24 protein-coding genes, 1 pseudogene and 1 riboswitch are annotated in these 25201 nt (G+C 71.9%); of the genes and pseudogenes, 7 read left to right on the top strand and 18 right to left on the bottom strand.

Translation table 11 applies throughout. The features are described 5' to 3' along the window. Nucleotides 1-60: 60 nt before the first annotated feature. Nucleotides 61-594, top strand: coding sequence for a hypothetical protein (locus ACIBCU_RS01775; protein ID WP_362930500.1), 534 nt, complete (start codon nt 61-63; stop codon nt 592-594). On the opposite strand, the gene ACIBCU_RS01780 is transcribed toward ACIBCU_RS01775, so the two are convergent. The 5 genes and pseudogenes from ACIBCU_RS01780 to ACIBCU_RS01800 form a co-directional block, all read right to left on the bottom strand. Then, entirely contained in the window at nt 591-1586 is a 996-nt protein-coding gene (locus ACIBCU_RS01780) for a 2-hydroxyacid dehydrogenase (RefSeq protein WP_399228522.1), read from the bottom strand. The two genes, ACIBCU_RS01775 and ACIBCU_RS01780, sit on opposite strands and share 4 nt — an antisense overlap. A gap of 97 nt (nt 1587-1683) precedes the next feature. Beyond that, nucleotides 1684-2721, bottom strand: a complete 1038-nt coding sequence (locus ACIBCU_RS01785) for a 6-phosphofructokinase (protein WP_399228524.1) — start codon at nt 2719-2721, stop codon at nt 1684-1686. Between the two features lie 112 nt (nt 2722-2833). Beyond that, entirely contained in the window at nt 2834-3526 is a 693-nt protein-coding gene (locus ACIBCU_RS01790) for a response regulator (protein ID WP_399228526.1), read from the bottom strand. After that, entirely contained in the window at nt 3523-4740 is a 1218-nt protein-coding gene (gene macS, locus ACIBCU_RS01795; protein ID WP_362930508.1) for a MacS family sensor histidine kinase, read from the bottom strand. The genes ACIBCU_RS01790 and macS overlap by 4 nt, the downstream gene beginning before the upstream one ends. Then, nucleotides 4727-5514, bottom strand: a pseudogene (locus tag ACIBCU_RS01800) (lysophospholipid acyltransferase family protein). Before ACIBCU_RS01800 ends, macS begins: the two are co-directional and overlap by 14 nt. A 232-nt stretch (nt 5515-5746) precedes the next feature. Between ACIBCU_RS01800 and ACIBCU_RS01805 the strand changes: the two are divergent. After that, nucleotides 5747-6526 carry an alpha/beta hydrolase gene (locus ACIBCU_RS01805; RefSeq protein ID WP_399228528.1) on the top strand — a complete coding sequence of 260 codons (780 nt, stop codon included), beginning with the start codon at nt 5747-5749 and terminating at the stop codon, nt 6524-6526. Then, nucleotides 6519-7187, top strand: a complete 669-nt coding sequence (locus tag ACIBCU_RS01810; RefSeq protein ID WP_362930514.1) for a hypothetical protein — start codon at nt 6519-6521, stop codon at nt 7185-7187. The genes ACIBCU_RS01805 and ACIBCU_RS01810 overlap by 8 nt, the downstream gene beginning before the upstream one ends. Nucleotides 7188-7204: 17 nt before the next feature. Here ACIBCU_RS01810 and ACIBCU_RS01815 read toward each other — a convergent pair whose 3' ends face one another. The 6 genes from ACIBCU_RS01815 to ACIBCU_RS01840 form a co-directional block, all read right to left on the bottom strand. Continuing rightward, nucleotides 7205-7966 carry an endonuclease/exonuclease/phosphatase family protein gene (locus ACIBCU_RS01815; protein WP_399228530.1) on the bottom strand — a complete coding sequence of 254 codons (762 nt, stop codon included), beginning with the start codon at nt 7964-7966 and terminating at the stop codon, nt 7205-7207. A gap of 71 nt (nt 7967-8037) precedes the next feature. Continuing rightward, nucleotides 8038-8979 carry an ROK family glucokinase gene (locus ACIBCU_RS01820; protein ID WP_362930517.1) on the bottom strand — a complete coding sequence of 314 codons (942 nt, stop codon included), beginning with the start codon at nt 8977-8979 and terminating at the stop codon, nt 8038-8040. A gap of 75 nt (nt 8980-9054) precedes the next feature. Beyond that, nucleotides 9055-9546: a DUF5304 domain-containing protein gene (locus ACIBCU_RS01825; RefSeq protein ID WP_362930519.1), complete on the bottom strand. Its 492-nt coding sequence runs from the start codon at nt 9544-9546 to the stop codon at nt 9055-9057. 80 nt (nt 9547-9626) lie between these two features. After that, on the bottom strand, nt 9627-10790 hold the full coding sequence (locus ACIBCU_RS01830; protein ID WP_399228533.1) for an ArsA-related P-loop ATPase: 1164 nt from the start codon (nt 10788-10790) through the stop codon (nt 9627-9629). A gap of 4 nt (nt 10791-10794) precedes the next feature. Then, nucleotides 10795-11244 (bottom strand): SRPBCC family protein, encoded by a 450-nt coding sequence (locus ACIBCU_RS01835; protein ID WP_073747652.1) that lies wholly within the window; start codon nt 11242-11244, stop codon nt 10795-10797. A 120-nt stretch (nt 11245-11364) separates the two neighbouring features. Next, nucleotides 11365-12174, bottom strand: coding sequence for a metallophosphoesterase (locus ACIBCU_RS01840; protein WP_362930523.1), 810 nt, complete (start codon nt 12172-12174; stop codon nt 11365-11367). 280 nt (nt 12175-12454) lie between these two features. On the opposite strand from ACIBCU_RS01840, the gene ACIBCU_RS01845 reads away from it, so the two are divergent. Beyond that, nucleotides 12455-14251, top strand: coding sequence for an AMP-dependent synthetase/ligase (locus tag ACIBCU_RS01845; RefSeq protein WP_399228536.1), 1797 nt, complete (start codon nt 12455-12457; stop codon nt 14249-14251). Nucleotides 14252-14331: 80 nt separating this feature from the next. On the opposite strand, the gene ACIBCU_RS01850 is transcribed toward ACIBCU_RS01845, so the two are convergent. Next, complete coding sequence (locus tag ACIBCU_RS01850) at nt 14332-15474, bottom strand: glycosyltransferase family 4 protein (RefSeq protein ID WP_399228538.1); 1143 nt, start codon at nt 15472-15474, stop codon at nt 14332-14334. Nucleotides 15475-15551: 77 nt separating this feature from the next. On the opposite strand from ACIBCU_RS01850, the gene ACIBCU_RS01855 reads away from it, so the two are divergent. Next, a complete protein-coding gene (locus ACIBCU_RS01855; RefSeq protein ID WP_399228540.1) occupies nt 15552-16805 on the top strand; it encodes a glycosyltransferase 87 family protein in 1254 nt (417 codons plus the stop codon). Here ACIBCU_RS01855 and ACIBCU_RS01860 read toward each other — a convergent pair. The 5 genes from ACIBCU_RS01860 to ACIBCU_RS01880 form a co-directional block, all read right to left on the bottom strand. Next, nucleotides 16762-18015, bottom strand: coding sequence for a hypothetical protein (locus ACIBCU_RS01860; protein WP_399228542.1), 1254 nt, complete (start codon nt 18013-18015; stop codon nt 16762-16764). The two genes, ACIBCU_RS01855 and ACIBCU_RS01860, sit on opposite strands and share 44 nt — an antisense overlap. A gap of 16 nt (nt 18016-18031) precedes the next feature. Then, complete coding sequence (locus tag ACIBCU_RS01865; RefSeq protein ID WP_399228544.1) at nt 18032-19054, bottom strand: NlpC/P60 family protein; 1023 nt, start codon at nt 19052-19054, stop codon at nt 18032-18034. A gap of 237 nt (nt 19055-19291) precedes the next feature. Beyond that, complete coding sequence (locus tag ACIBCU_RS01870; protein WP_362930535.1) at nt 19292-20317, bottom strand: NlpC/P60 family protein; 1026 nt, start codon at nt 20315-20317, stop codon at nt 19292-19294. 291 nt (nt 20318-20608) lie between these two features. After that, entirely contained in the window at nt 20609-21970 is a 1362-nt protein-coding gene (locus ACIBCU_RS01875; RefSeq protein WP_399228547.1) for an NYN domain-containing protein, read from the bottom strand. Nucleotides 21971-22007: 37 nt separating this feature from the next. Continuing rightward, nucleotides 22008-22250: a hypothetical protein gene (locus ACIBCU_RS01880; RefSeq protein WP_311312862.1), complete on the bottom strand. Its 243-nt coding sequence runs from the start codon at nt 22248-22250 to the stop codon at nt 22008-22010. A gap of 151 nt (nt 22251-22401) precedes the next feature. On the opposite strand from ACIBCU_RS01880, the gene ACIBCU_RS01885 reads away from it, so the two are divergent. Continuing rightward, nucleotides 22402-23169, top strand: a complete 768-nt coding sequence (locus tag ACIBCU_RS01885; RefSeq protein WP_399228548.1) for a rhomboid family intramembrane serine protease — start codon at nt 22402-22404, stop codon at nt 23167-23169. Then, entirely contained in the window at nt 23166-23447 is a 282-nt protein-coding gene (locus ACIBCU_RS01890) for an Lrp/AsnC family transcriptional regulator (protein ID WP_003969641.1), read from the top strand. The genes ACIBCU_RS01885 and ACIBCU_RS01890 overlap by 4 nt, the downstream gene beginning before the upstream one ends. Nucleotides 23448-23524: 77 nt before the next feature. Here the strand turns inward: ACIBCU_RS01890 and ACIBCU_RS01895 are convergent, their stop codons facing one another. Then, on the bottom strand, nt 23525-24901 hold the full coding sequence (locus ACIBCU_RS01895; protein ID WP_399228550.1) for an aminotransferase class V-fold PLP-dependent enzyme: 1377 nt from the start codon (nt 24899-24901) through the stop codon (nt 23525-23527). Nucleotides 24902-25078: 177 nt separating this feature from the next. Beyond that, nucleotides 25079-25196, bottom strand: a riboswitch (SAM riboswitch). Nucleotides 25197-25201 lie beyond the last annotated feature (5 nt).

The following is a 25201-nucleotide window of genomic DNA, read 5'->3' on the forward strand; positions in this document are numbered from 1 at the left end:
GCACACTCCGGCCGACAACTTTAGTTGCCTCGATCGATTGCGGTAACTATAGTTGTCGGCATGGCGGCGAACGAGGTAACTCCCAAGGAACTGACCGCACTCGAGCAATCCCTCTGCGACGCCCTGGCCCCCCTCGCAACGGCCCTGCGGGCCCGCGCCTCGGGGCTCCCCGAGGACCGCATGTGGGCGGCGGACCCCGTCGAGGTGTCACTGTCGGTCCTCGCCGGCTGGAAGGTCGTGGACTCGGCGGTCTCGCGGCTGACGGCACGCGCCGCACGGACCGCCGGCTCCTACGGCGCGAGCTACGAACAGCTGGGCGCGGCCTGGGGCATAACGCGGCAGGGCGCCCGCAAGAAGTGGCCCGACGCGGTCGACCGGCCGGCGGCAGCGGCGGAGCGGGGCACCGTCGAGCTGTTCGGGGGCACGGCCGAGCTCTTCCTGGAGTCCTCGTCGGGCAGCTGGCGGTGGACGGGGCGGGGTGCGGACGGCACGGACGGCGCGGCCGACGGGGACGCCCCCTGCGGCTCGAAGGAGGAGGCAGCGGCGTACGCGGGCGCGTTCCTGAAGGAGCACGCGAAGGCGCACGCGGGCTAACGCGCGGGGACCAGGACGTTGTCGCTGCGGCGGCCCGCCAGGTAGTCGGTGACGTTCCGCACCGTGGCGTCGATGATCTGCCCCACCGCGTCGCGCGTGTAGTACGCCTGGTGCGAGGTCACGATGACGTTCGGGAAGGTGACGAGCCGGGCGAGGGTGTCGTCGTCGATGCCCTCCATGGATTTGTCGACGTAGAAGAGCCCTGCCTCCGCCTCGTAGACATCGAGCCCCACCCCGGTGAAACGGCCGGTCCGCAGCTCGGTGACGAGAGCGCGGGTGTCGATCAGGCCGCCCCGGCTGGAGTTGACCAGGATCGCGTCGTCCTTCATCAAGGACAGGGCTTCCTCGCCGATGATGTGCTGCGTGGCCGGCAGCAGGGGCACATGGAGGCTGATCAGGTCGGACTCGGCGAAGAGGCGCTCCTTGTCCACGTACGTCATGCCGAGCGCGGTGCAGGCGGGATTCTCGGCGACGTCCCAGCCGAGCAGCTCCATGCCGAAGCCATGGGCGATCCGGGTGAACGCCTCACCGATCTTCCCCGTGCCGACCACACCTGCCGTGCGCCCGTGCATGTCCCGGCCGAGGAGCCCGTCGAGCCGGAAGTCGAAGTCCCGGGTGCGGCTCACCGCGCGGACGATGCGGCGGTTGACGGCCATGGCCAGGGTCCAGGCGAATTCGGCGACCGAGTGCGGCGAGTAGTACGAGACGCGGGCGACGCGCAGGGCGAGCCGTCCGGCGACGTCGAGGTCGATGTTGTTGAAGCCGGTGGAGCGCTGGGCGATCATCTGCGTGCCGCCCGCCGCGAGTGCCTGCAGGACGCGACTGCCGAGGTCGGCGTTGACGCTGGTGGAGATGATCTCGTAGCCCGCCGCGATCGGGGCGGTGTCCTCGGTGAGGAAGACGTCCAGGCAGCGGACGTCGTGCAGGCCGGCGAAGGCCTTCTCCATCAGTGGCTTCTCGTCGGACTGCACGCCGAATGCCAGGATTTCCACGACGTCTCCCGGAAGAGGGGGCGGGGCCGGTCCTCGCGAATATACGACCCGCACCCCCCGGGCGCCGCTCGGCCGGAGTGGGCCGGCCGGGGAGGGATCAGCCGAAGAAGACCCCCGCCTCCGCGTACAGGGCGGGGTCGACCGTCTTCAGGCGGGCCGTCGCCTCCGCCATCGGCACCCGCACGATGTCCGTCCCCCGGAGGGCGACCATCACCCCGGTGGCACCCTCGTGGACCGCGTCGATGGCGTGCAGCCCGAAGCGGGTCGCGAGCCAGCGGTCGAAGGCACTCGGTGTGCCGCCGCGCTGTACATGCCCGAGGACGGTCGTCCTTGCCTCCTTGCCCGTGCGCCGCTCGATCTCCTTGGCCAGCCATTCGCCCACACCCGAGAGCCGGACATGACCGAAGGAGTCGTGGGAGCCGTCCTTGAGGATCATCTCGCCCCGTGCGGGCGCCGCGCCCTCGGCGACCACCACGATCGGCGCGTAGCTCGCCCGGAAACGGGAGGTGACCCACTCGCAGACCTGGTCGGTGTCGAAGCGCTGCTCCGGGATGAGGATGACGTTGGCCCCGCCGGCCATGCCCGAGTGGAGCGCGATCCACCCCGCGTGGCGCCCCATCACCTCGACCACGAGGACCCGCATATGGGATTCGGCCGTGGTGTGGAGCCGGTCGATGGCCTCGGTGGCGATGGAGACGGCGGTGTCGAAACCGAAGGTGTAGTCGGTGCCGGAGAGATCGTTGTCGATGGTCTTGGGAACGCCCACGCACGGGACGCCGTAGTCGTCGGACAGCTTCGCCGCGACGCCGAGGGTGTCCTCCCCGCCGATCGTGATCAGGGAGCCGATCTCGTACTTGGCGAGGCTGTCCTTGATGCGGCGGACCCCCTGGCCGGCGTACTCGGCGTCGAACGGATTGGTCCGGGAGGAACCGAGGATGGTGCCTCCGCGCGGCAGGATGCCCCGCACCACCGGTATGGAGAGCGGCACGGTCACGCCCTCCAGGGGCCCGCGCCAGCCGTCGCGGAACCCGGTGAAGTCGTAGCCGTACTCCTGCACGCCCTTGCGGACGATCGCGCGGATGACCGCGTTGAGCCCGGGGCAGTCGCCGCCCCCGGTCAGTACTCCGACCCGCATGAAAGCATCCCTTCGCCGAAGTGAGCTCGCTACGGGCCACGCTAATGGTGACCCAGGTCACTCCGGGATGGGTCGGACGATCAATTCCGTTGCCGTACACGCCGGTTGTCCGTCAGGCGTCGTCGAGGCCGACCTCGATGGCGTAGCGGACGAGCTCCACCCGGTTGTGCAGCTGGAGCTTGCCCAGGGTGTTCTGGACGTGGTTCTGCACGGTGCGGTGGGAGATGACCAGGCGCTCGGCGATCTGCTTGTACGAGAGCCCCTTGGCGACCAGCCGCAGGACCTCCGTCTCACGGTCGGTGAGCTGCGGGACCTTCGGCTGGTCGGGGGCCGCGGGGGCCGGGTCGGAGGCGAGCCGGCGGTACTCGCCGAGGACCAGTCCGGCGAGGCCCGGTGTGAAGACCGGGTCGCCGGCCGCGGTCGCGCGCACGGCGTCGGTCAGCTCCTGGGTGCTCGCCGACTTCAGCAGATAGCCGGTGGCGCCCGACTTCACTGCCTCCAGGACGTCGGCGTGCTCGCCGCTGGCGGAGAGCACCAGGACGCGCAGCCCCGGGTGCGATCCGACCAGCTCCTTGCAGACCTGGACGCCGGGCATCCCCGGCAGGTTCAGGTCGAGCACCAGGACGTCGGGCCCTGCGGCCCTGGCACGGCGCACGGCGCCCGGGCCGTCGCCGGCCGTCGCGACCACGTCGAAGCCGGACTCGGCCAGATCGCGGGCGACGGCGTCGCGCCACATCGGGTGGTCGTCCACGACCATCACCTTGATGGCCCGTTCCTCGGATGCCTGTGTCTGCGGTGTACTCATCGGGCCGTTCCTGCCTTCCCCCGTGAAACCTTCGGGACCTTCAATTCGACCTCGGTGCCCTGGCCCGGGACCGAGATCAGTTCCGCTGTGCCGCCCAGATCGCGCAGCCGCCCGCGGATCGAGAGCGCGACGCCGAGCCGGCCTTCCCCCTCCGCCTGGTCGAGTCTGCCCTCCGGGATGCCCGGGCCGTCGTCGCGGACCGTGACGATCACCTCGTCCGGCTCGTCCTCGACCAGGATCCACGCCTGGGCGTCCGGCCCCGCGTGGACCCGGACGTTGTCCAGCGCGGCGCTCACCGCGGCGGCCAGCTCACGCGCCGCGCCGGCCGCCAGCACCACCGGGGCGCCGGGCTCCGCGAAGGTGACCCGGGATCCGGCGTGCGGGGCGAGCAGCGCGCGCAGGTCGGCCTCGGCGCTCTCCTCCTCCGGGGTCTCCACCGCGCGGACCACCGCGCCCTCGGCGCTGTCCTCGGAGACCCGGGTCGTCGGCACCAGGCCGCTGGAGACCAGGGTCCGCAGGGCGACCTCCTGCTCCCCGGCCATCCGGCCGAGCTCCGCGGCCTCGCCACCCAGGGCCGTGCCACGCCGCTGGACCATGGCCAGGACCTGGAGGACGCTGTCGTGGATGTCGCGGGCGAGCCGCTCCCGCTCCCGGGTGGCGGCCTCGATCTCCAGAGCCCGTGCCAGGGTGCGCTCGCTGGCCCGGGCCACCTCGACGACGTAGCCGATGGCGATGGAGGCGACCCAGACCAGCAGCACGTTGTGGAAGGTGTCCTCGCTGGGCTCGCCGCGCTCGACGATGTTGGCGGCGGCGACGAGGGTGGAGGCGAAGGCCGCCCAGCGCCAGCCGCCCTTGAGCGCGAAGGCGAGGACCGAGCCCGCCGTCCAGATCGACGGGAGCGTCGGGCCGTCCATGTGCTGGGCGTCGAAGTCGGCCAGCGGGGTCAGAAGGATGCCGGTCAGGGCGACCGTGAGGTCCAGGCCGAGGAAGCGCTTCGTGCAGCTCGCCGCGTTGGCCACCCTGGGAAGGGTGACGAGCGTCCAGAGCGCGAGGAACGCCAGGAAGGCGACGGCGACCCAGGGGCGCTCCCACTTGTCACGGCCGAAGCCGGCGAGCAGCGCCGCGTAGATCAGCGTCAGCACGCGGTACGCGGTCAGCGCACGCCACAGCGGCTGCTCGACCGACATCCGTACGACTCTTTCACGCCCGGCCATGTCCCCTGCGTCCCCTCCCCCGGTTCCCGCCCCTGCCGTGCTGCCCGTTCCGGGCGGCCGACGCTCTTACGCGCCGCCGGGCCTCTGCGGCCCCTTGTTCTTCGCCTCCTCGGCGATCTGCCGTTTGGCCGCGGTCGCGTAGATGTCCACGTATTCCTGACCGGAGAGCTTCATGATCTCGTACATGACCTCGTCGGTCACCGAGCGCAGGATGAACCGGTCACCCTCCATGCCCTGGTACCGGCTGAAGTCCAGCGGCTTGCCGATCCTGATCCCGGGCCGCATCAGCTTGGGCATCACCTGGCCGGGGGGCTGGATCTTCTCCGTGTCGATCATCGCCACGGGGATGACGGGCGCACCGGTGGCGAGGGTCACCCGGGCGAGGCCGCCGGGCTTGCCCCGGTAGAGCCGGCCGTCGGGCGACCGGGTGCCCTCCGGGTAGATGCCGAAGAGCCCGCCGCTCTCGATGACCTGGATGCCCGCCCTGATGGCCGCCTCGCCCGCGCCGCGGCCGCCGGAGCGGTCCACCGGGAGCTGCCCGACGCCCTTGAAGAAGGCGGCGGTGAGCTTCCCCTTCACCCCGGGGGCGGTGAAGTACTCCGCCTTGGCGATGAAGGTCACCTTGCGGTCGAGGACCGCCGGCAGGAAGAAGGAGTCCGAGAACGACAGATGGTTGCTCGCGAGAATCGCCGGCCCGTGTGCGGGGATGTTCTCCAGGCCCTCCACCCACGGCCTGAACGCGAGCTTCAGAGAGCCGCCGATGGAGAACTTCATTGCGCCGTAGATCAACTCGGGTGCCTCCTGTGTGCCGTCGATGAGACCTTAACCTGTGGGGCCGCGGCCTCCCCCGCCCGCTCGGGACCGTGTACTTCGCGGACGCCCCCGCAGGTGACGCCCGCTCGGGACGGTGACGGCCCTGGTCGGTGTCGGTCCGGTCGCGTACGGTGAAGTAATCCTTTTGCACACGCCCCGCACCCCCGCCCCGCTTCATGAACAGGAGACCCCGGTGCCGGTCCTCCCTGGAGCCGAGCCGTTCCGCCACGAGGGCGGAGAGGTCGGCGTCCTCCTCTGTCACGGATTCACGGGTTCGCCGCAGTCCCTGCGTCCCTGGGCCGGTTATCTGGCGGAGCGTGGACTGACCGTGTCCCTCCCTCTGCTGCCCGGCCACGGCACGCGCTGGGAGGACATGGCGGTCACGGGCTGGCAGGACTGGTACGCGGAGGTGGACCGTGAGCTGCGGGCGCTGCGGGCCCGGTGCGAGCAGGTCTTCGTCTTCGGCCTCTCCATGGGCGGCGCCCTCGCGCTGCGCCTCGCCGCGAAGCACGGTGACGAGATCACGGGCCTGGTGCTGGTGAATCCGGCGAACAAGGTGCACGGCCTCTCGGCCTACGCCCTGCCGGTGGCCCGCCATGTGGTGCGTACGACGAAGGGGCTGACCAGCGACATCGCGCTGGAGGGCGCCGAGGAGATCGGCTACGACCGGGTGCCGCTGCACGCCGCCCACTCCGTGCGGGCGTTCTTCCGGCTGGTCGACGCCGATCTGCCGCAGGTCACCCAGCCGATCGTGCTGCTGCACAGCCCGCAGGACCATGTCGTGCCGCCGGCCGACTCGGCGCGGATCCTCAGCCGGGTCTCCTCCAGGGACGTCGAGGAGATCCTCCTGGAACAGAGCTACCACGTGGCGACGTTGGACCACGATGCGGAGCGGATCTTCGACGAGAGCCACCGGTTCATCGGCCGCCTCGCAACCGACGCCGGCAAGAAGGGGAGCACCTCCGGTGGCTGAGCACGACGCGGAGCGCGCGGGCAGTGACGAGGAGCGCGAACCGCGCCCCACAGAAGGAACGGCTGTCCCCGAGGGCACGGAGGGGGCCCGGCTCGACGAGGCCGCGGCCTGGGAGGCGATCGTCGCGGGGTACGGCGAGGAGCCGCCGGACCCGCCGGGCGCCAAGCCGTTCAAGTCGATCGAGGATCTGGCCCTCCTGGAGGACGACCAGGTCAACGTCCTGGACCCCTCTCCGGAGTCCGGCGCGGGTGACGACGCCGACAAGGGCGTGGGCGGGAAGACGTCCGGCGGGCCGCCGGAGAAGAAGCCGCTCGGCGGTTCGGTGGTCTTCGCGCCCGGGGTCGCGGGCCCGCGCGACTACGGCCTGGAGGAGCCCGAGGACGGCGACGTCGACGATCCGGACGGCAGCGAGGAGGGACACTTCGTCCCGCCGGAGCCGCCGCCGCTTCCCGAGGCCGATGTGACGGCCAAGTTCGCCTGGCTCGCGGTCGTCGGCGGCCCGGTGCTGATGCTGGTCGCGGTGCTGCTGCAGTGGGAGATGACGTGGTGGCTCACCACTCTCTGCATCGGCGGCTTCCTGGGCGGGTTCGCCACCCTGGTGGCGCGCATGCCCCACGACGACGAAGAGGACGACGACCCAGGGCGCGGCGCGGTCGTCTGACCCGCCCCGGGACCGGCTCAGCTGCCCGCGGGCACCCTGAGGGCGGCGAGCACGGGCAGATGGTCCGTGGCCGCCCGCAGGTCCGCGCCGGTGACCCCGGGAAGGTCCTCGGGGACGCCGCAGCCGAGCACCTCGATGCCGCCGGTCGCGAACACCGCGTCGATCCGCTTGCGCGGCGCGTCGGGCGGGAAGGTGAGCTCGCCGCCCCAGGGCCGCACGGTCCGGCAGTCCTGCAGCCGCCCCGCCAGCCGTCCGAAGGCGCTCCCGTCCGGTACGTCGTTGAGGTCGCCGGCCACGACGGCGTGCGGGACGCCCATCGCGTCGATCCGCTCCAGCAGCAGTCCCGCCTGGGCCTGCCGTTCCTCCCGCTGCAGGCTGAGGTGGCAGCTGACGACACCGATCCGCGCCCCGGCGATCCGTACGACCGCCGTGGCCAGGCCTCGGCGGTGCAGCCCCGGTGTGAGCGGCAGCAGGATGTCCTCGGTGCGTTCCACGGTGGCCCGCAGGGAGCAGAGCAGCAGCGGTCCGGCCGCCGTGGCCCCGCCGCTGAGGACCACCAGGTCGGTCGTGGCCGCGAGCCGGGCCGCCGCCTTGCGCCAGCGGAAGAAGCGCGGGGCCTCCTGGACGCACACCAGGTCGGGTGCGCAGGCGCGGATGACACGGGCCAGCGCCTCGGTGTCGTCGCGCAGCGAGCGGACGTTGTAGCTGAGCACCCGGATGACGGCCGAACCGTCCGGCTCGGTACGGGAGTCGGGCAGCGGCATCGGCGTGGTGACCATGGAACGCACGATACGACGGACGCCCGCCGCTCCCCGGAGGGCGCGACGGGCGTCGGACGTGCTGTGCGGGGTCAGCCCTGGCGTGCCAGGTCCGCCGCGCCCACCAGACCGGCCTTGCCGCCCAGTTGGGCCGCGAGGACCTGCGCGTGCGGGCGCCACTCGCCGCCGATCAGCCAGCGCCGGAACGACTTGCGGATCGGGTCGAGGACCAGCTCGCCCTCGTCCGAGACGCCGCCGCCGACGATGAAGGCCGACGGGTCGAAGAGCGAGGCGAGGTCGGCCAGTCCGGCTCCGGCCCAGCGGGCCAGCTCACGGAAGGAGTCGACGGCCACCGGGCAGCCCTGCCGGGCGGCCTCGCTGATGTGCTTGCCCTCGATGCCCTCCACGGTGCCGTCGCCGAGCCCCAGGAGGATCGGTGCGTTCTCCGGGGTGGCGTTGGCGCGCTGCTTCGCGTACCGCACGAGAGCGCGCCCGGAGGCGTACTGCTCCCAGCAGCCCTGGCTGCCGCAGCCGCAGAGCAGGCCGTCCGGGACGACCCGGATGTGACCGAATTCCGCCGCCACACCGAAGCGTCCCCGGCGCAGCTTGTTGCCCATGATGATGCCGCCGCCCAGGCCGGTGCCGAGCGTGATGCAGATGACGTCGTCGTGGCCCTGGCCGGCACCGAAGCGGTATTCGCCCCAGGCCGCCGCGTTGGCGTCGTTCTCGACGACGACGGGCAGGCCGACGCGCTGCTCGACCTTGTCCTTGAGCGGCTCGTGGCGCCAGTTGATGTTCGGGGCGAACAGCACGGTGGCACGCTTGTCGTCGACGTATCCGGCCGCGCCGATGCCTACCGCCTCGACGTCGTGCCCTTCGCTCGCCCCGGACACGGCGGCGCTGATCGCGTCCACGATGCCTTCGGCGGTCGGCGGGGTCGATACCTTGAACGTCGAGAGGATCCGGCCCTCTTCGTCGACCACTCCAGCCGCGATCTTCGTGCCGCCGATATCGACGCCGATGGTGAGTCCCATGAATCCCTCAGTTTCGGTCGAGCCCCGCTACGGCCAACCGTACCCGAGCCGGGGACGGGTATTTCCTGCCCACGGTCAGTCCAGGTCGATGTGTTCGCTGCCGCCGGTGCCCTCGTCGCGCGGGTCCGAGGGGTCGTCGGCCGGCTTCCTGGCGGTGCCGGGGGTGGATCCGGTGCCGCCCGAGGTGCCTCCGGCGCCCTCTGTACCCCGGGTCCAGCGGCCCTCCTGGCCCTCGACGGCGGAGCGGTAGGCGGCAAGGAGTTCGTTCCCCGCGGCGGCGAGATGGTCGAAGAGGTCCGGGTTCCGCTCGATGACGGGCTCGACCGCGGACTTGGCCTGCCGGATCACCTGCTGGACGGTGCCCTGGGCGGCCATGCCGAGCAGCGGCGACTGGAGCGAGGAGACCTTGTCGGCCACCGCGTCGATCAGTTTGCGCAGCTCCTCGGCGGCGGACCCCGGCTGCTGCCCGTACCGGGCCCGGCGGCGGGCCTTCTCCGCTTCGAGGTCCTCGGCGCAGGCCTCCGCCCACGCGTCGTCGTCGACGGGACGATCGGTGGCTTCACTCATGGCGGACTCCTGCGACGCGGTTGCCTGCGTGACCGTGCGGGCCACGTACTACCGACGTTACCCGAACGGTGGTACGCCGTTCATTGTGTCCGGGGCCAGAGCGCGGGGTCAGGTGTGAACCGGACACGCAGGACGCCGTCGGCGAGCGCGGCCCCGGAGACGGTGCAGCGGCGCAGCGCGGACTCCAGGCGGACGATCCGGTGGAACGGTCCGGCGGTGAGGAAGAGTTCGTCGCCGCGCCGGACGAGCTTGAGGTCCTCCTTGACCGCCCCGGGCAGTGGGAGGCACCACGCGATGACGCCGTCCCCGGCGTCCTCGGTCCACCAGGGGTCCCCGGCGTGTCCCGGCGCCCGGTCGTCCGTCGCGCAGGTCTCGGCGAGCAGGGCCAGGTCCTCGACGGTGCGCGGCTCGCGGCCGAGGTGGGCGGTCTCGAGTACGGACGCCCCGGGCGTCCACTCCTGGTGCCAGTGGTCCAGGTACTTCTCCTGCCGGGCTGCCAGGTCGGCGAACCAGGGGTCGGCGGAGTGCCGGGGCAGGACCCGGGAGGCCACGACGGAGTCGACGCGCAGCCCGTGCAGGGCGAGTCCGGTACGGGCGGAGCGCAGCGCCTCGCCGGCGGCGTGCCCGGGTTCGGCGACCAGGCGCACGGTGGTCGCGTTGTCCTCGACGAGGGCCTCGACGGCGGCCAGTTCGGCGTCCTTGCGGGCGGCGGCCTCGTACAGCCACTGCGCGGGCATGGGGACGCCGGCGAGCTGGGCCAGCACCGGGCGCAGGGCGCGGGCCGCCTGGCGTTCGGCGGGCAGGAGGCGGCGCAGATAGCGGCGCAGCTGTCCGGGCAGTGCGAGCAGGGCGAGTGCGTCGGGGAGCGGGGGCAGGTCGACGACGAGGACCTCGTGGCCGGCCTCCGGCCCGTCCCCCTCGGCCGCCCGGCGCAGGGCGTGCAGGACGGCGAGCTGTGCGCTGCCCGGCAGTTCGGTGAGTTCCTCGCCGTCGAGCCGGTTGGCGCCGAGCAGGTCGAGCACCCCGGACGCCCGGTCCTGGAGCTCCAGGAGCTCGTCGCGGAAGTGCGCGGCGGAGTCGATGCGGGCGCAGGACAGGCGCTCGGTGTCCGCGGGGAGCGCGGGCACGGCGTCCGCGGAGATCAGGAGGGTGCGGCGGCCCGCGCGCGCCGAGGCGAGCGCGGTCGCCGCGGCGACGGTGGTACGGCCTGCGCCGCCGGGGCCGGTGACGAGGACCGTACGCACGTGATCAGGCCTTCGGAACGGACTCGACGCGCTTCTTCAGCCCGGCGAGGGCCCGGTCGATGATGACCTTCTCGGCCTTGCGCTTGATCATGCCGAGGAGCGGGATCTTGACGTCGACGGCGAGCCGGTAGGTGACCTCGGTGCGGTCGCCGTCGCCCAGCGGCGCCAGTGCGTAACTGCCGTCTAGGGCACGCAGCATCTGGGACTTGACCAGGGTCCAGCCGACCTCGTAGGGGCTGTTCCAGGTGTAGGCGAGGACGTGGTCGTCCTTGATCGCTCCGGCGTCCAGGACGAGGCGGACCTGCTCGGCGCGGCCCTGGTCGTCGGTGGCCAGGATCTCGGCCTCCTTCACCTCACCGGTCCACTCCGGATAGCGGGCGAAGTCGGCGATCACTCCCATGACGTCGGCCGGTGCCGCCTCGATCGTGATGCTCGAGCTGGTGTGTTCAGCCATCGCCGTGGCCCTCCAGTGCGGTGTACCGGTCGCGTTCGGCAGAGGCCTGCCGTGTGCAGGCTATCGCGTGCCGGTGGCCCTCCCGCCCGCGCCCCGGCCCGCGGGCGGTGGCCGTGTCGCTCACCACTCCAGGGCCCAGGGGCGCCCGCTCGAGGCGAAGTGGCCGACGTTGACGCACTCGGTGACGCCGATCCGCATCCTGCGGACCAGCGGCTGGTGGACATGGCCGAAAATCGCGTAGCGGGGGCGGGTCCGGTGGATGGCGTCCAGGAGCGCGCGGCTGCCCCGCTCGAAGCGCCGGGCCACGGTGTCGTACGTCAGTTCCGGCACGTCCGGCGGGATGTGTGAGCAGAGGACGTCCACCGGACCGAGCGCCTCGACCTTGGCGGCGTACTCCTCGTCACTGATCTCGTACGGGGTGTTCATGGGGGTCCTGAGGCCTCCCCCTACGAACCCGAAGACGCGGCCTCCGATCTCCGCACGTTCACCGTCCAGCACGGTGGTACCGGAACTGGCGTACTCGGGCCAGAGCGCGGGGACGTCGACGTTGCCGTACGTGGCGTAGGTCGGGGTGGGCATGACCGCGAACATCTCGGCGTACTGCTTGCGCACCGCGGACAGGATCGCCGCGTTACGGTCCCTGCCCGCCCACAGCTCGCGACCGAAGGCGCGTGCCTCGTCGAAACGGCGCGCGGTGCGCAGCTCGACGATGCGGTCGGCGTTGGCGACGCCGAACAGGTCGGGGAAGATGCCGCGCGAATGGTCCGCGTAGTCGAGGAAGAGGACCAGGTCACCCAGACAGATCAGGGCGTCCGCACCGTCCCCGGCGCGCGCCAGCGCCTCCGCGTTCCCGTGCACGTCGCTGACGACGTGCACGCGTGTCCGTCGAGTGGGGGTTGTGTGCTGATTGTGCGGTGTGCCGGCTCCCATGGAGATCACCCTAGGTCTCCGCTCGCTGCTGTGGGTAGAGGCCGTCGGACCTGCGATTACTTCCGGATCGGGACACGGGTGGACTAATGTGCGCCGAAGGACCCCCGATATGTGTGATGCATAAGACATCTGGCCGGAACCCCCTTTCCGGAACCGAGTACCGGTGGGTAACGTCCCGCCAGTCCAGTCGTGCTCACCCCACTGAGCATCTGCCAGTCTTGGACCGATCCGGCGCGTCGCACAGAGCCGTGGAACCGGAGCCCGATGAGGAGCAGCAGACTTGCGCGAGTTCAGCCTTCCGGCCCTGTACGAGGTCCCTACGGACGGCAACCTGACGGATCTCATCCGCCGCAACGCCGCTCAGCATCCCGATGTGGCGGTGATGAGCCGGAAGGTGGCCGGCGTCTGGACGGACGTCACGGCGACCCGGTTCCTCGCTGAGGTCAGAGACGCCGCCAAGGGGCTGATCGCGGCGGGCATCCAGCCGGGCGACCGGGTCGCGCTCATGTCCCGCACCCGCTTCGAGTGGGTCCTGCTGGACTTCGCCATCTGGAGCGCGGGCGCCGTCACCGTGCCGGTGTACGAGACCAGCTCCCCCGAGCAGGTCCAGTGGATACTCGGCGACTCGGGCGCGGTCGCGGTCGTCGTGGAGAGCGGGACCCACGCGGAGTCCGTCACCTCGGTGCGGGACCGGCTCCCCGGTCTGCACCACGTCTGGGAGATCGACCGGGGCGCCGTCGGCGAGCTCGTCGCGGCAGGTGCCGGAGTCTCCGACGAGACGCTGGACCTGCGCATGGTGAGCGCGAAGGCCGACGACCCGGCGACGATCGTCTACACCTCGGGCACCACCGGCCGCCCCAAGGGCTGTGTGCTGACGCACCGCAGCTTCTTCGCGGAGTGCGGCAACATCGTGGAGCGGCTCAAGCCCCTCTTCCGTACCGGCGAGTGCTCCGTCCTGCTCTTCCTTCCCACCGCGCACGTCTTCGGCCGGCTGGTCGAGGTCGCGTCGGTGATGGCGCCGATCAAGCTCGGCTGCGTGCCGGACATCAAGAACCTGACGGACGAGCTGGCCTCGTTCCGGCCGACGCTGATCCTCGGCGTGCCGAGGGTGTTCGAGAAGGTCTACAACTCGGCGCGGGCCAAGGCCCAGGCGGACGGCAAGGGCAAGATCTTCGACCGGGCCGCCGACACCGCGATCGCGTACAGCCGCGCGCTGGGCACGCCCGAGGGCCCCTCGGTCGGCCTGAAGGTCAAGCACAAGGTCTTCGACAAGCTGGTGTTCAGCAAGCTGCGGGCCGTGCTCGGCGGCCGTGGCGAGTACGCGATCTCCGGCGGCGCCCCGCTGGGCGAGCGGCTCGGCCACTTCTTCCGCGGCATCGGCTTCACGGTGCTGGAGGGCTACGGCCTCACCGAGAGCTGCGCGGCCACGGCCTTCAACCCGTGGGACCGGCAGAAGATCGGTACGGTCGGCCAGCCGCTGCCGGGCTCGGTCGTGCGGATCGCCGACGACGGCGAGGTGCTGCTGCACGGCGAGCACCTGTTCACCGGGTACTGGCAGAACGAGGCCGCCACGGCCGAGGCGCTGGCCGACGGCTGGTTCCACACGGGTGACATCGGCACGCTCGACGAGGACGGCTATCTCGCGATCACGGGCCGCAAGAAGGAGATCATCGTCACGGCGGGCGGCAAGAACGTCGCGCCCGCGGTGATCGAGGACCGGATCCGCGCGCACGCCCTGGTGGCCGAGTGCATGGTGGTCGGCGACGGACGCCCGTTCGTCGGCGCGCTGCTCACCCTCGACGAGGAGTTCCTCTCCCGCTGGGCCGAGGAGAACGGCAAGCCGGCCGGGTCGACGGCGGTCTCGCTGCGCGACGACCCCGATCTGCTGGCCGAGGTGCAGCGGGCCGTGGACGACGGCAACGCGGCGGTCTCCAAGGCGGAGTCGGTACGCAAGTTCCGCGTCCTGGCGTCCCAGTTCACCGAGGAGGCGGGCCACATCACGCCCTCGCTGAAGCTGAAGCGCAACGTCGTGGCGAAGGACTTCGCGGACGAGGTCGAGTCGCTCTACCGCGGCTGAACCCGGACGCACGCACGAAGAGACGCACGTAGGAGGAGGGGCCCGCACGGCGAACCGTGGGGGCCCCTCCTCGTGCGTGGTCAGAGCAGCGTCTTCAGCCGCTCGGCGAGCAGGTCCCAGCGCCACTTCTCCTCGACCCACGCCCTGCCCCGCTCCCCCATGCGCCGGCGCAGTTCCGGGTCGCGGAGCAGGGTGACGATCCGGTCGGCGGACTCCTCGGCGGAGCCGCCCCGCACCACCCATCCGGTCTCGCCGTCGAGCACGGCGTCGGGGGCGCCCCCCGAGTCGCCCGCCACGACGGGCAGTCCGGTCGCGGACGCCTCCAGGTAGACGATGCCGAGGCCTTCGACGTCGAGCCCGCCGCGCCGGGTGCGGCAGGGCATGGCGAACACGTCGCCGGCGCCGTAGTGCGCGGGCAGCTCCTCCCAGGGCACCGGCCCGGTGAAGCGCACGGAGTCCTCGACGCCGGTCTCGGCCGCCAGCTTCCTCAGCTGCCCGGCGTACGGGCCGCCGCCCACGACGAGCAGGACCGCGTCCGGCACGCACGCCAGGATCGCGGGCATGGCCAGGATGAGCGTGTCCTGGCCCTTGCGGGGCACCAGCCGCGAGACGCACACGACGACGGGCCGGTCCGCGAGCCCGAGGCGGGCCCTGATCCGGTCGCCGCCGGAGGCCGGGTGGAAGGTCTTCTCGTCGACCCCGGGCGGCAGCTGCACCATGCGGGCCGCGGCCTCGGGGGTGAGCGCCGCGGCGATCCTGGACCGGGTGTACTCGCCGAGGTAGGTGATGGTGTCGGTCCCCTCGCCGATGCGGCGCAGCAGCTGCCGGGACGCGGGCAGTTGTGCCCAGCCGGCCTCGTGGCCGTGGGTGGTGGCCACGATCCGGCGGGCACCGGCCCCGCGCAGCGCGGGCGCCATCAGCCCGAGCGGAGCGGCCGCGCCGAACCACACGGAGGAGCAGCCGTGTTCACTCAGCAGCCGGACCGCCCGCCGGGTGACCCCAGAGGTGGGCAGCAGCATCGTCGTACGGTCGCGTACGACGGTGAACGGCTGCTCGGCGTCGAAGGCTGCGGTGGCCTCGGCGCCTTCCGTGCCGCGCTTCCAGGTGGAGGCGTAGACCACGATCCGGTCGGGATCCATGCGCAGCGCCATGTTGTGGAGGAAGGCCTGGATGCCGCCGGGGCGGGGCGGGAAGTCGTTCGTCACGATCAGCGTCTTGTCCATCGCCGCCGACAGTACCGGGCGGCCCGACGGCCCTGCCTGACGGCTCCCGCACAGCCCGGGCCTGCATCATGGCGTGCATGACGGTCAGGACGGACGCGAGTGGCCGGGCTCTGTCCCTCGCCGTATGGGGTCTCACCCGGACGGTGCTGCTGCTCTGCGTCTTCAAGGTGTTCACAGTGCCGGGCCCCGACGTCACGAGCGACGTCTCGGTGATCTACCGGGGCTGGTACGAGGTGCTCCGCACCGGCACGTACCCGCTGGACGACGTCACGTGGCAGTACCCGCCCGCCGCCGCCCTCGCCGTGCTCTCCCCGGATCTGCTGCCGTTCCTGGAGTACGCCTCCGCCTTCTTCGTCCTCGTGCTGCTGTGTGACGCGCTGGTGTTCGGTCTGCTGCTGTACGCGGGAGGCCGTCCGGGCATGCGCGACGCGGGCGCCTGGCTGTGGGTGGCGGGCGTGCCGCTGCTCGGGCCGACCGTGTACGCGCGCTACGACCTGATGGTGACGGCCGTCGCGGTGGCGGCTCTGCTGGCGGGTGTCCGTCACCCCCGGGTGCTGGGGGCGCTGGCCGCCTTCGGCACGCTGCTGAAGGTGTGGCCGGTGCTGGTGCTGATGGGCACCGCCCGGGGCAGGGCCACCCGCCGTTCCTGGTCGGCGGCGGCGGTGACCGGCGCGCCGCTGGCCCTGGTGGCGGCGGTGGCGGTGCCCGGCGCGTTCGCCTTCCTGACGTTCCAGCGGGACCGCGGGCTGGAGATCGAGTCGCTGGGGGCGCTGGTCTTCCATGTGGCCCGGCAGTTCGGCTGGGAGGGCCGGGTGGAGCTCCGCTACGGCTCGATGGAATTCGCCGGCCCGCATGTGGCGCTGGTGAGCACCCTGGCCCTGGCGCTGAGCGTGCTGGCCTTCGGCTGGCTGCTGGTGTGGCGGCTGCGGGCCCGCACGTTCGCGGTGCACACCCCGGCCGACGCGGCGTTCACCGCGGTGCTGCTGTTCACCGTGACCAGCCGTGTCATCAGCCCTCAGTACATGGTGTGGCCGCTCGGTGTCGCCGCGGTGTGCCTGGTCTTCCGGGGCAGCAGGATGGCGCTGCCCGCGTGTCTGGTCCTGGTGGCCACGGCCGTCACCCTGCTGGAGTTCCCGCTCGGCTTCGGGCATGTGGTGGCCGGCGACGCGGAGGGCCTGGAGCTCATGGCCGTACGCAACGGTCTGCTGCTCGCCGCGACGCTGAGCGCCGGGCGGCGGCTCTGGCGGGACACCGTGCCGCGGGCGGAGCGGGGGCGGACGGAGCGGGTCAGCCCAGCCGGGCGCGCAGATACTCCCGCCAGCGCGCCGTGAAGTCCTGGGGCGTGGTGCCGAGCACCGTGTGCATGGCCTGCTCGACGGCCCCGTCCCGCTCGGACCGGCTCCCCACGGCCTTGTAGAAGGCGATCAGCTCCTCCTCGCCCCAGTCCCGCGCGATCAGCTCACAGGCCAGCCAGGCGCCCTCGTAGGCCTGCGAGAGCTTCGCCGCGTCCTCGCCGAAGCCGAAGTCCTCGTCGGTCGGGAGCCGCGCGGGCAGGGCACCGCCCCGGACGGCCTCGGCGAGCTCCGGTGCGATCTCCGGGGCGGTGCGGCTCTCCTGGCGGTAGGCGGTCCAGTCGGCGAAGCCCTCGGAGAGCCAGACGGGCGTGGCGGCGGAGGTGTGTGCCCGGGTCGCCACATGGGTCGTCTCGTGGGTGAGGACGACCCGCTGCCCGAAGTCGCCGAGCATTCCGTACGCCTGCGGATTGACGATCACCCGGTCCGCGGGCTCCCGTCCGCTTTCGCCGACCTTGCCGGTGGTGACCGCCGCTATGCCCCGGTAGCTGGCCGCGGGTGAGTCCAGGAGCCCCGCCATGTCCTCCACGGACTCAGGGACGAGCACCACGACCCGCTCAGCCCAGGGCTCCGGCCAGGTGCCGGTGACGGCAGGGACGGCCCGGTCCGCGGTGGCCGCGATCCGGCGCAGCTCCGCGGTCCGGCGGCCGACCCCGAGGACCAGGCTGTGCGTGCCCCGTACGACCTCGACGTCGCCCTGCTGCCAGAGCTGCCCCGGGGAACCGTCGGCGGCCCGGTCGGCGGCGATGTACCAGCTGCCGCCCTCCCCCCGGCGGACCAGCTCCACCGTGCGGGAGGAGGACAAGGGCGCCATGTCGTAGCCCTTGATCCGGTAGCGCAGCTCGACCTCGGCGGTCACCCGGCCCGCGCCCTCGTCGGTCACGCCCTTCACCTTGTACGCCCATGACTCCAGCGGCACGTCGGCGAGGTTGCTCAGTTCGGTGCGCTGTGCGGCCCGGAAGGAGGCGGCACGGGGGTCGAGCGCGGCCAGGTACGCGTCGGTGTCGTGCTCCATGACCGCCTCGGCCCGGCGGTCCAGGGCGGCGCCGACCTCCCGCGCGGTGATGCCGGTGGTGGAGTCCCCGGGGCCGGCGCAGGCGGGCGCGAGCAGCAGAGCGGCGAGCACGGCGCCCGCCGTGCTCCGTCTGCGGGTGCGCTCCCGCCGCGCGTCCTGCGTCCCAACAGCCATCGGGCCGATCGTACGGTCATACGCGGGTGACCGAGGAGACGGGCATCATGCCGACGGGGTCGTAGCGCACCGGCGCTCCGGGGTAAGGGGCGTGGATGACCTGCCCGTTTCCCGCGTACATCCCGATGTGGCCGGCATCCGCGCGGTAGGCGACCAGATCGCCCGGCCGCGCCTGCGCGAGCGGCACCATGCGGCCGGCGTACCGCTGCGCCTGCGAGGTCCGCGGCAGGCCGACACCGGCCTGCGCGTACGCCCACTGCATCAGTCCGGAGCAGTCGAACCCGGCGGGCCCGTTGGCGCCCCAGACATACGGACGGCCGAGGGCCTGCCGGGCCGCCATGAGAGCGGCCAGGCCGCGCGCGGAGGCGGGGGCTCCGGCGGTGAGCGTCTCGGACGGGCCGGAGCGGGACGCGCGGCCGAGGAACTCGCGGTCGGTGGCGGGCAGGGCGCGCAGGAGTTCCCGGGCGCGGGCCAGTTTGCCCTCCACGGTGCGCTTGTGGCGCGCCACCGCCGCGCGTTCCCGCTCCATGGCGGTGAGCGCACCGGCGGCCTCCGCACGGCTCTGCGCGATCTTCCGCTGGGCGTGGTGGAGCTTGCGCAGTGTCAGGGTCCGGCGCTCGCCCACACGGTCAAGAGCGGCGGCCCGGTCCAGGAAGGTGTCCGGGTCCGAGGAGAACAGGAGGGCGACCGAGGGGTCGATGCCGCCCGAGCGGTACTGCGCGCCGGCCATCGAGCCGAGGGACTCCCGCATCCGGTTGACCCCCTCCTGCGTCCGGGCCGCCGAGTCCTGGGCCCTGGCGATCCGCCCGCGCAGCCGGCCGAGGCTCTCCCGGGCGGCGTTGTACTGCTCGGTGGCGCGCTCGGCCTCCCTGTACAGCCGGTCGACCGCGGCCTTCGCCGTCCCGTGGGTCTCCTCGGGCACGGCGCTCGCGGGTGCGGCCTGGAGGCCGGCCGCCGCGGTGGCCGCGGCGGCGGACAGGACGGTGGCCCGGACGCCACGGTTGAGGCCGGGCCGGGTGGGGCGGCGATGCGACACCACAGGAAGCCGCACTCCCTTCCGCTGTACGCAGATGTGCGCAGCCCCTGCCGCCCGGGACGGGCGGACCGACGACCGGGAGCTGCGCGGCAGCGCAGACAGTAACCGGACGGCTGCACCACGGCCAAAGGCCACGCCGGAGACGGGAGGGGGACGGAAAAGCCCCGCCCCGCCGGTGACCTGTGGTCTCCGGCGGGGCGGGGCTCCGTCGAGGGGTACCGCGATTCGCCCGTTCGGGCGTCAGACGCGCACGCCGAACTGGAAGGTGCCCATGTAGTCCATCGACTCGTAGCGGACCACGGCGCCGGGCTTCGGGGCGTGCAGGATCTGGTTGTTGCCCGCGTACAGGCCCACGTGCGAGGTGTTGTTGAAGAAGACCAGGTCGCCCGGCTTCAGGGCGCTGCGGCCTATCCGGACACCGTCGTTGATCTGGGTGTACGTGGTGCGGGTGATCTGGACGCCGGCCTGGGCGTACGCCCACTGGGTCAGACCCGAGCAGTCGTAGGCGTTGGGGCCGGTGGCGCCGGAGACGTACGCCTTGCCCTGCTGCGTGGAGGCGGCCTGGAGGGCGGCGGCGCCACGGGCGGAGGCGGGGACCTCGTTGCCGAGGTCGACCCGGTCACCGGCGGCGCGGCTGGCCCGCTGCTCGTCCTCGGCCATCTTGGCGCGCTCGGCGGCGGTGAGGGTGTTCAGCAGCTTCTGTGCGTCGGCGAGCTTGCCCTGGTACTTCTTCTTGTTCTCGTTCAGCGTCTCGCGGACGTCGGCGAGGTCCGCGAGCTTGCCCTGCGCCTCCTCGCGCTGCTGCGCGAGGGTGCGCTGCTTCGCCTGGATCTTCTGCAGCGACTCGGCCTGCTTGGCCGTCAGCTGGTCGAGCGCGGAGGCCTGGTCGAGGAAGCTGTCCGGGTCCGAGGAGAGCAGCAGCTGGACCGACGGGTCGAGGCCACCGGAGCGGTACTGCGCGGTGGCGAGCGAACCGAGCTCTCCGCGCAGGGTGTTGAGCTCGTCCTGGCCGCGGGCGACCTTGTCCTGGAGCGCGTCGGCCTGCTTCTTGAGCTTGTCCTGCTGCTCCTTGGCGCCGTTGGCCTTCTCGGTGGCGACCTCGGCCTCGTGGTAGAGCTTGTCGACCTTCGCCTTGACCTCGCTCTTGGTCGGCTTGGGGTCGGCGTGGGCCGCCTGGGAGGTCAGGGCCACGGCCGCGGCGGCGGTCGCGGTGAGCACGGTCACGCGGGCGCGGCTCGGCTGCTTGGGACGACGGTGGGACGCCACGAAGGCGAGCTCCTTCTTCCTCGAGCCGCCTACCGGGCTGTGGGGGAAAGAATCCCCGGCTCCGTGCACGTCACGGACTCGGCGGTTCCTTCGCCGTCACCCCGGGTGGGCGATCAACCGTGCGAAGGTTCGAGGCCTGACCCTAGTGACCATCTTGTGATCAGTTCAAATCCTCACGAGCAAAATCTCGTCACATCAGGCACTTCTTTACTTTCATCACACTGCGCGTAGCGGCGACTTGACGGTACGTTCCAAAAATTCCGACAAGTCACCCATGTCTCACATGACGCGTCAGACGCGCGAAAGGCGCTTCAGGAGCAAGGCGGACGCGACCGGCCGCGCACCGGCCTTCGCCACCCCGTCGGCGACTTCGCGGTCGGTGGAGACCACGACGACGGGCCTGCCCGGCGGTTCGGCGCGCGCCAGCTGCCGGATCAGCTCGTCCGCGGTCACCCCCGCCTTGCTGAAGAGGACGCGGACCCCGCGGGGTGGTGCGAGCAGGACCGGAGCGGCCAGTTCGGCGCCGTCGAAGACGCAGGTCATCTCGGCCCCGGTCTGTGCCGCGAGGACCGAGAGGCCGCCCAGGAGGCGCAACCGCTGCTTCTCCAGGGGCATCTGCGGATAGCCGGTCTTGGTGACGTTGTAGCCGTCGACGATCAGATGCGCCTGCGGCAGGGCGAGCAGCTGGTCGAGCAGCGCCGGATCGGTCTCCGAAAGGGCCCTGGCGGCAATGTCCTTCGGTGACATCCGGCCGGGCTCCACAGCTTCGACGCCGTCCGCGGGGCGGAGCGAGGAAGGGGGCAGGGCCAGTTCGCGGCGGAGACCCTGTGCCGCGTCGAGCACGGTGTCCAGGAGCAGCCGCAGCCGCATGTCCTCGACCGAGCGCCCCTCCCTGGCCGCCCGGCGGCCCGCCTCGACGGACGCCTCCGCCTCGGCCAGCCGCGCCTTGAGCCGGCGGGACTCGCTCTCGGCCGCGGAGACCTGGGCCGCAGCCTCGGCCCGCACGGCGTCGGTCTCGGCGCCTGCCTTGCGCAAAGCCGCCTCTCCGCGCTTCACCTCGCTGAGGGCGCTGCGCAGTTTGCGGTGCAGGGAGTCGGTCTCCTTGCGGGACGCGTCCAGCTCCGAGCGCAGCCGTTCGGTGTCGGCCCTGGTCTGGCCGCGGGCGCGGTCGAGCTCCTCACGCAGCCGCTCCAGCTCACGCCTGGTCTCCTCGTCCGCACGCTCGGCGTGGGCCCGCTGGACCTCCTCGCCGGCCGCAGCCACCAGCTTGACCCAGCCGCCCGGCCGCAGCACATAGGCGGCGGCCGCCACATCGACGGGGTCTGCGGCGGCGGGCGGAGCACCGGACGCGAGGGCGTCGGCCAGCTCCGGCTGGGTCTGGCCGATCCGCTCACCGATGCGCCGGCGGAACACCGGGTCGCTCTCCAGGGCCGCGGCCATCGCGTTACCCGCGAATTTGGCCCGCCTGCTCGGGGTGAAACGGGCGTACTGCCGGAGCTGGGCGGGGAGTTCGCCGACGGTCAGACCGCCGAACGCGTCCGAGACCAGCGCCACCACCTTGCGGCGCACACCTTCGGGCAGCGGACGGTCGAGCGACTCCGCGGTGCCGTCGGCCGCGTCGGCCGGTCCGGCGCCGCCTGTCGGCTGCTCCACCATCCATCACCCCAATATGTCTGTCCGCACGGCCCCGTCAGGAGTCGGCACCAGGCCTGTCGACCAGTTCGATCTGGTCCACGGCGTTACACCAACGACAGCGCACCGACTCGATGGTCTCACTGACCACCTCGCGCTCCTCGATACTCGACTCCCCGGCCAGGTCGAGATGCACGTACTCCACGACCTTGGAGGAGCGCGTCACATCGAAACGGGTCAGGTTGCCGCAGAGCGTGCAGCGCCAGCGGGTCCCGTCCGTCGGCTGGGGAACCGTCGTCATCGTTGCGTCCTCTTTCGTCGTTCGTCGAGTCTCGTGCGTGCCCAGGCTTCGATCTCGCGGTGCGCCGTCGAACTGCGGATGTCCTGCTGTAACCCTACGGCCTTGCGCATACCTATCGGCACGGCGAGGCGGTCTGTCCCGTTCTCGCCTGGTGCGTCATGCTCTGTGCGTGACCTATCGGCGGGAAGTCCACTGGCGGAGGCGGGCCGGAGAGCTCCGGGCCGCGGCCGCGGCGGGCGGCGCCCCGGTCACGTACGGGCTGATCGCGCTCTGCTGCGCGGTGTTCCTGATCAGCCCGCTCTCCGGGTTCAACCCCGTCTACGGCAGCGCCGACGCGCTGCTGGCCGCTCAGGCCGGGTATTTCGAGCGATGGGGCGTGATCCCCACCGAGCTCGTGGAGGGCTCGGCCCACGCGGCCCTGACCCCACTGACCGCGCTCTTCGTCCACGGCAGCTGGCTGCACCTGCTGGGCAACATGCTCTTCCTCTACGTGTTCGGCGCGATGGCCGAGGAGCGCATGGGCCGCACCGAGTTCACCTTCTTCTATCTCGCCTGCGGCTACTTCGCCCTGGTGGCCTACGCGGTGGTGCACGCGGACTCCGACCAGACACTGGTCGGCGCGTCGGGGGCGATCTCCGCGGTGCTCGGCGCGTTCCTCTATCTCTTCCCCCGGGCCCGTGTCACCAGCCTCTTCCCCTTCCTCTTCTTCCTGCCGCTGCGGTTTCCCGCCTGGATCGTGCTCGTGTTCTGGTTCGTCCTGCAGTGGCTGGCGGCGCAGAGCTCGGGCAGCGGCCCGGGCGTGGCGTACCTCGCGCACGTGGCGGGTTTCGCGGCCGGGTTCCTCTACGCCTGGGTGCGGTTCCGGGGTACTAGAGTGAAGTCTCCAGCCACGGCCACTGAGGGAGAAAGCCAGCCGTGATCACCGCGATCGTGCTCATCAAGACCAGCGTGGACCGGATTCCCGAGATCGCCGAGGCCATCGCCGCGCTGGACAGTGTCAGCGAAGTCTTCTCGGTCACCGGTACGTACGACCTGATCGCCATGGTCCGGGTCGCCCGGCACGACGATCTGGCCGATGTCATCCCGGGCCGGATCAGCAAGATCCCAGGCGTCGAGGGCACCGACACCCATGTGGCCTTCCGCACCTACTCGCAGCACGACCTCGAGGCGGCCTTCGCCATCGGGCTCGACGCCTGAGACCACGTACGTACGGCTCCGGCCGGGGACGGGGCGACACGCCTCCCGTTCCCGGCCGGAGCCGTGTCCGGACCCGCTCAGACCTGCGCGGCACCCCGGTCGGGCACGCAGCGGCCCTCCTCGGTGCGGTAGCTCCAGCGGGCCCCCTTGCTGACGAGCTCGCGGACGGCGCCCAGGAACCTCTCGATGTGCTCGTCCGGCGTGCCGGCGCCGAAACTCACCCGGATGGCGTTGAGGGACCTCTCCCCCGGCGCGGCCTCCGGCGCGCCGCACTCACCCGGCTCCTGCGGCTCGCTGCCCAGCAGGGTCCGCACCAGCGGGTGTGCGCAGAACAGTCCGTCGCGCACCCCGATGCCGTACTCGGCGGAGAGCGCCGCGGCGAAGTGCGAGCTGTTCCATCCCTCGACCACGAAGGAGATGACGCCGACCCTCGGGGCGTCGTCGCCGAAGAGCGAGAGCACCTTGACCTCGGGGACGTCGGCGAGCCCCTCACGGACCCGTGTCACCAGCTGCTGCTCCCGGGCGACCAGCCGGCCGAATCCGGCCTCGGTCAGGGCCTTGCAGGCCGCGGCGATGGAGTAGACGCCGATGACGTTGGGCGATCCCGCCTCGTGCCGGGCCGGGGTGGTGTGCCACTCGACGTCCACGCCGCCGTCGGTGCGCCGGGCGACCTTGCGGGAGGCGCCGCCACCCGCGAGGTACGGCTCCGCGTCCACCAGCCAGTCGGCGCGGCCGGCGAGGACGCCCGAGCCGAAGGGCGCGTACAGCTTGTGCCCGGAGAAGGCGACCCAGTCGACGTCCAGCTCGGCGATGTCCACCGGGTGGTGGGGTGCCAGCTGCGCCGCGTCGAGCACGATCCGCGCGCCGTGGGCGTGGGCGGCGGCGGCCAGTTCCTTCACCGGCCACAGCTCACCGGTGACGTTGGACGCGCCGGTCACGCAGACCAGTGCGGGGCCGTAGGGCTCCCGGCCGGCCAGCGCCCGCTCCAGCGTGGCGACTGCCTGGTCCGGGGTGCGCGGGGCGTCGAGGTAGGTCACCCGGGCGCCCCGCCAGGGCAGCAGCGAGGCGTGGTGCTCGGTCTCGAACACGAACACCTCGCAGTCGGCGGGCAGTGCGGCGGCGAGCAGGTTGAGGGAGTCGGTCGTCGAGCGGGTGAAGACCACCTGGTCCTCCGCACGGCAGCCGAGGAACTCCGCGACGGTCTCGCGGCTGTTCTCGAACAGGTCGGTGGAGAGCTGCGAGAGGTAGCCGGCGCCGCGGTGCACGCTGCCGTAGTACGGGGCGTAGGCGGCCACGTCGTCCCAGACCCGCTGGAGGGCCGGGGCGCTGGCCGCGTAGTCGAGGGCGGCGTAGGTGACGTCTCCGCCGGTAACGAGCGGAACCGTGACATCTGCACCCAGAACCGGCAACGGGGCACAAATGGACTGGTCGACGGCAGCGGTGGAGACAGACATGGCGAACTCCCGTGAAAGGCAGGCGAAATCCTCGCGCCGGCGGCAGTGCGCGGCAGCGCGGGAACGAAAGAAAAAGGGGATGTGCGGAGGAGGGCCTAGAGCCCTATCGCATTCGCTTGCTCACAGAAGACTCCCTGGGACCAGGACCCCAAGGGGTGGCATCCAACGATGCCGAGGGGCCCGCGCTTGCCACAGACCTCGCTGCCTGCGGCCTGGTCTTCACCCGGGGCACCCCGCCACGGACGGAGGGTTGCCGGACAGCGGGCCGGGGCCGTAGTCGCTGTCACTCATGACCTGCGC

The sequence above is a fragment of the Streptomyces sp. NPDC051064 genome, assembly GCF_044455985.1.
Taxonomy (GTDB): Bacteria; Actinomycetota; Actinomycetes; order Streptomycetales; family Streptomycetaceae; genus Streptomyces.

Bases quoted from the DNA above. Each gene is read 5' to 3' on its own strand.
- ACIBCU_RS01775 (WP_362930500.1), top strand. From the start codon at position 61: ATGGCGGCGAACGAGGTAACTCCCAAGGAACTGACCGCACTCGAGCAA.
- ACIBCU_RS01785 (WP_399228524.1), bottom strand. From the start codon at position 2,721: ATGCGGGTCGGAGTACTGACCGGGGGCGGCGACTGCCCCGGGCTCAAC.
- ACIBCU_RS01790 (WP_399228526.1), bottom strand. From the start codon at position 3,526: ATGAGTACACCGCAGACACAGGCATCCGAGGAACGGGCCATCAAGGTG.
- macS (WP_362930508.1), bottom strand. From the start codon at position 4,740: ATGGCCGGGCGTGAAAGAGTCGTACGGATGTCGGTCGAGCAGCCGCTG.
- ACIBCU_RS01815 (WP_399228530.1), bottom strand. From the start codon at position 7,966: ATGGTCACCACGCCGATGCCGCTGCCCGACTCCCGTACCGAGCCGGAC.
- ACIBCU_RS01820 (WP_362930517.1), bottom strand. From the start codon at position 8,979: ATGGGACTCACCATCGGCGTCGATATCGGCGGCACGAAGATCGCGGCT.
- ACIBCU_RS01825 (WP_362930519.1), bottom strand. From the start codon at position 9,546: ATGAGTGAAGCCACCGATCGTCCCGTCGACGACGACGCGTGGGCGGAG.
- ACIBCU_RS01835 (WP_073747652.1), bottom strand. From the start codon at position 11,244: ATGGCTGAACACACCAGCTCGAGCATCACGATCGAGGCGGCACCGGCC.
- ACIBCU_RS01840 (WP_362930523.1), bottom strand. From the start codon at position 12,174: ATGGGAGCCGGCACACCGCACAATCAGCACACAACCCCCACTCGACGG.
- ACIBCU_RS01850 (WP_399228538.1), bottom strand. From the start codon at position 15,474: ATGGACAAGACGCTGATCGTGACGAACGACTTCCCGCCCCGCCCCGGC.
- ACIBCU_RS01855 (WP_399228540.1), top strand. From the start codon at position 15,552: ATGACGGTCAGGACGGACGCGAGTGGCCGGGCTCTGTCCCTCGCCGTA.
- ACIBCU_RS01860 (WP_399228542.1), bottom strand. From the start codon at position 18,015: ATGGCTGTTGGGACGCAGGACGCGCGGCGGGAGCGCACCCGCAGACGG.
- ACIBCU_RS01880 (WP_311312862.1), bottom strand. From the start codon at position 22,250: ATGACGACGGTTCCCCAGCCGACGGACGGGACCCGCTGGCGCTGCACG.
- ACIBCU_RS01895 (WP_399228550.1), bottom strand. From the start codon at position 24,901: ATGTCTGTCTCCACCGCTGCCGTCGACCAGTCCATTTGTGCCCCGTTG.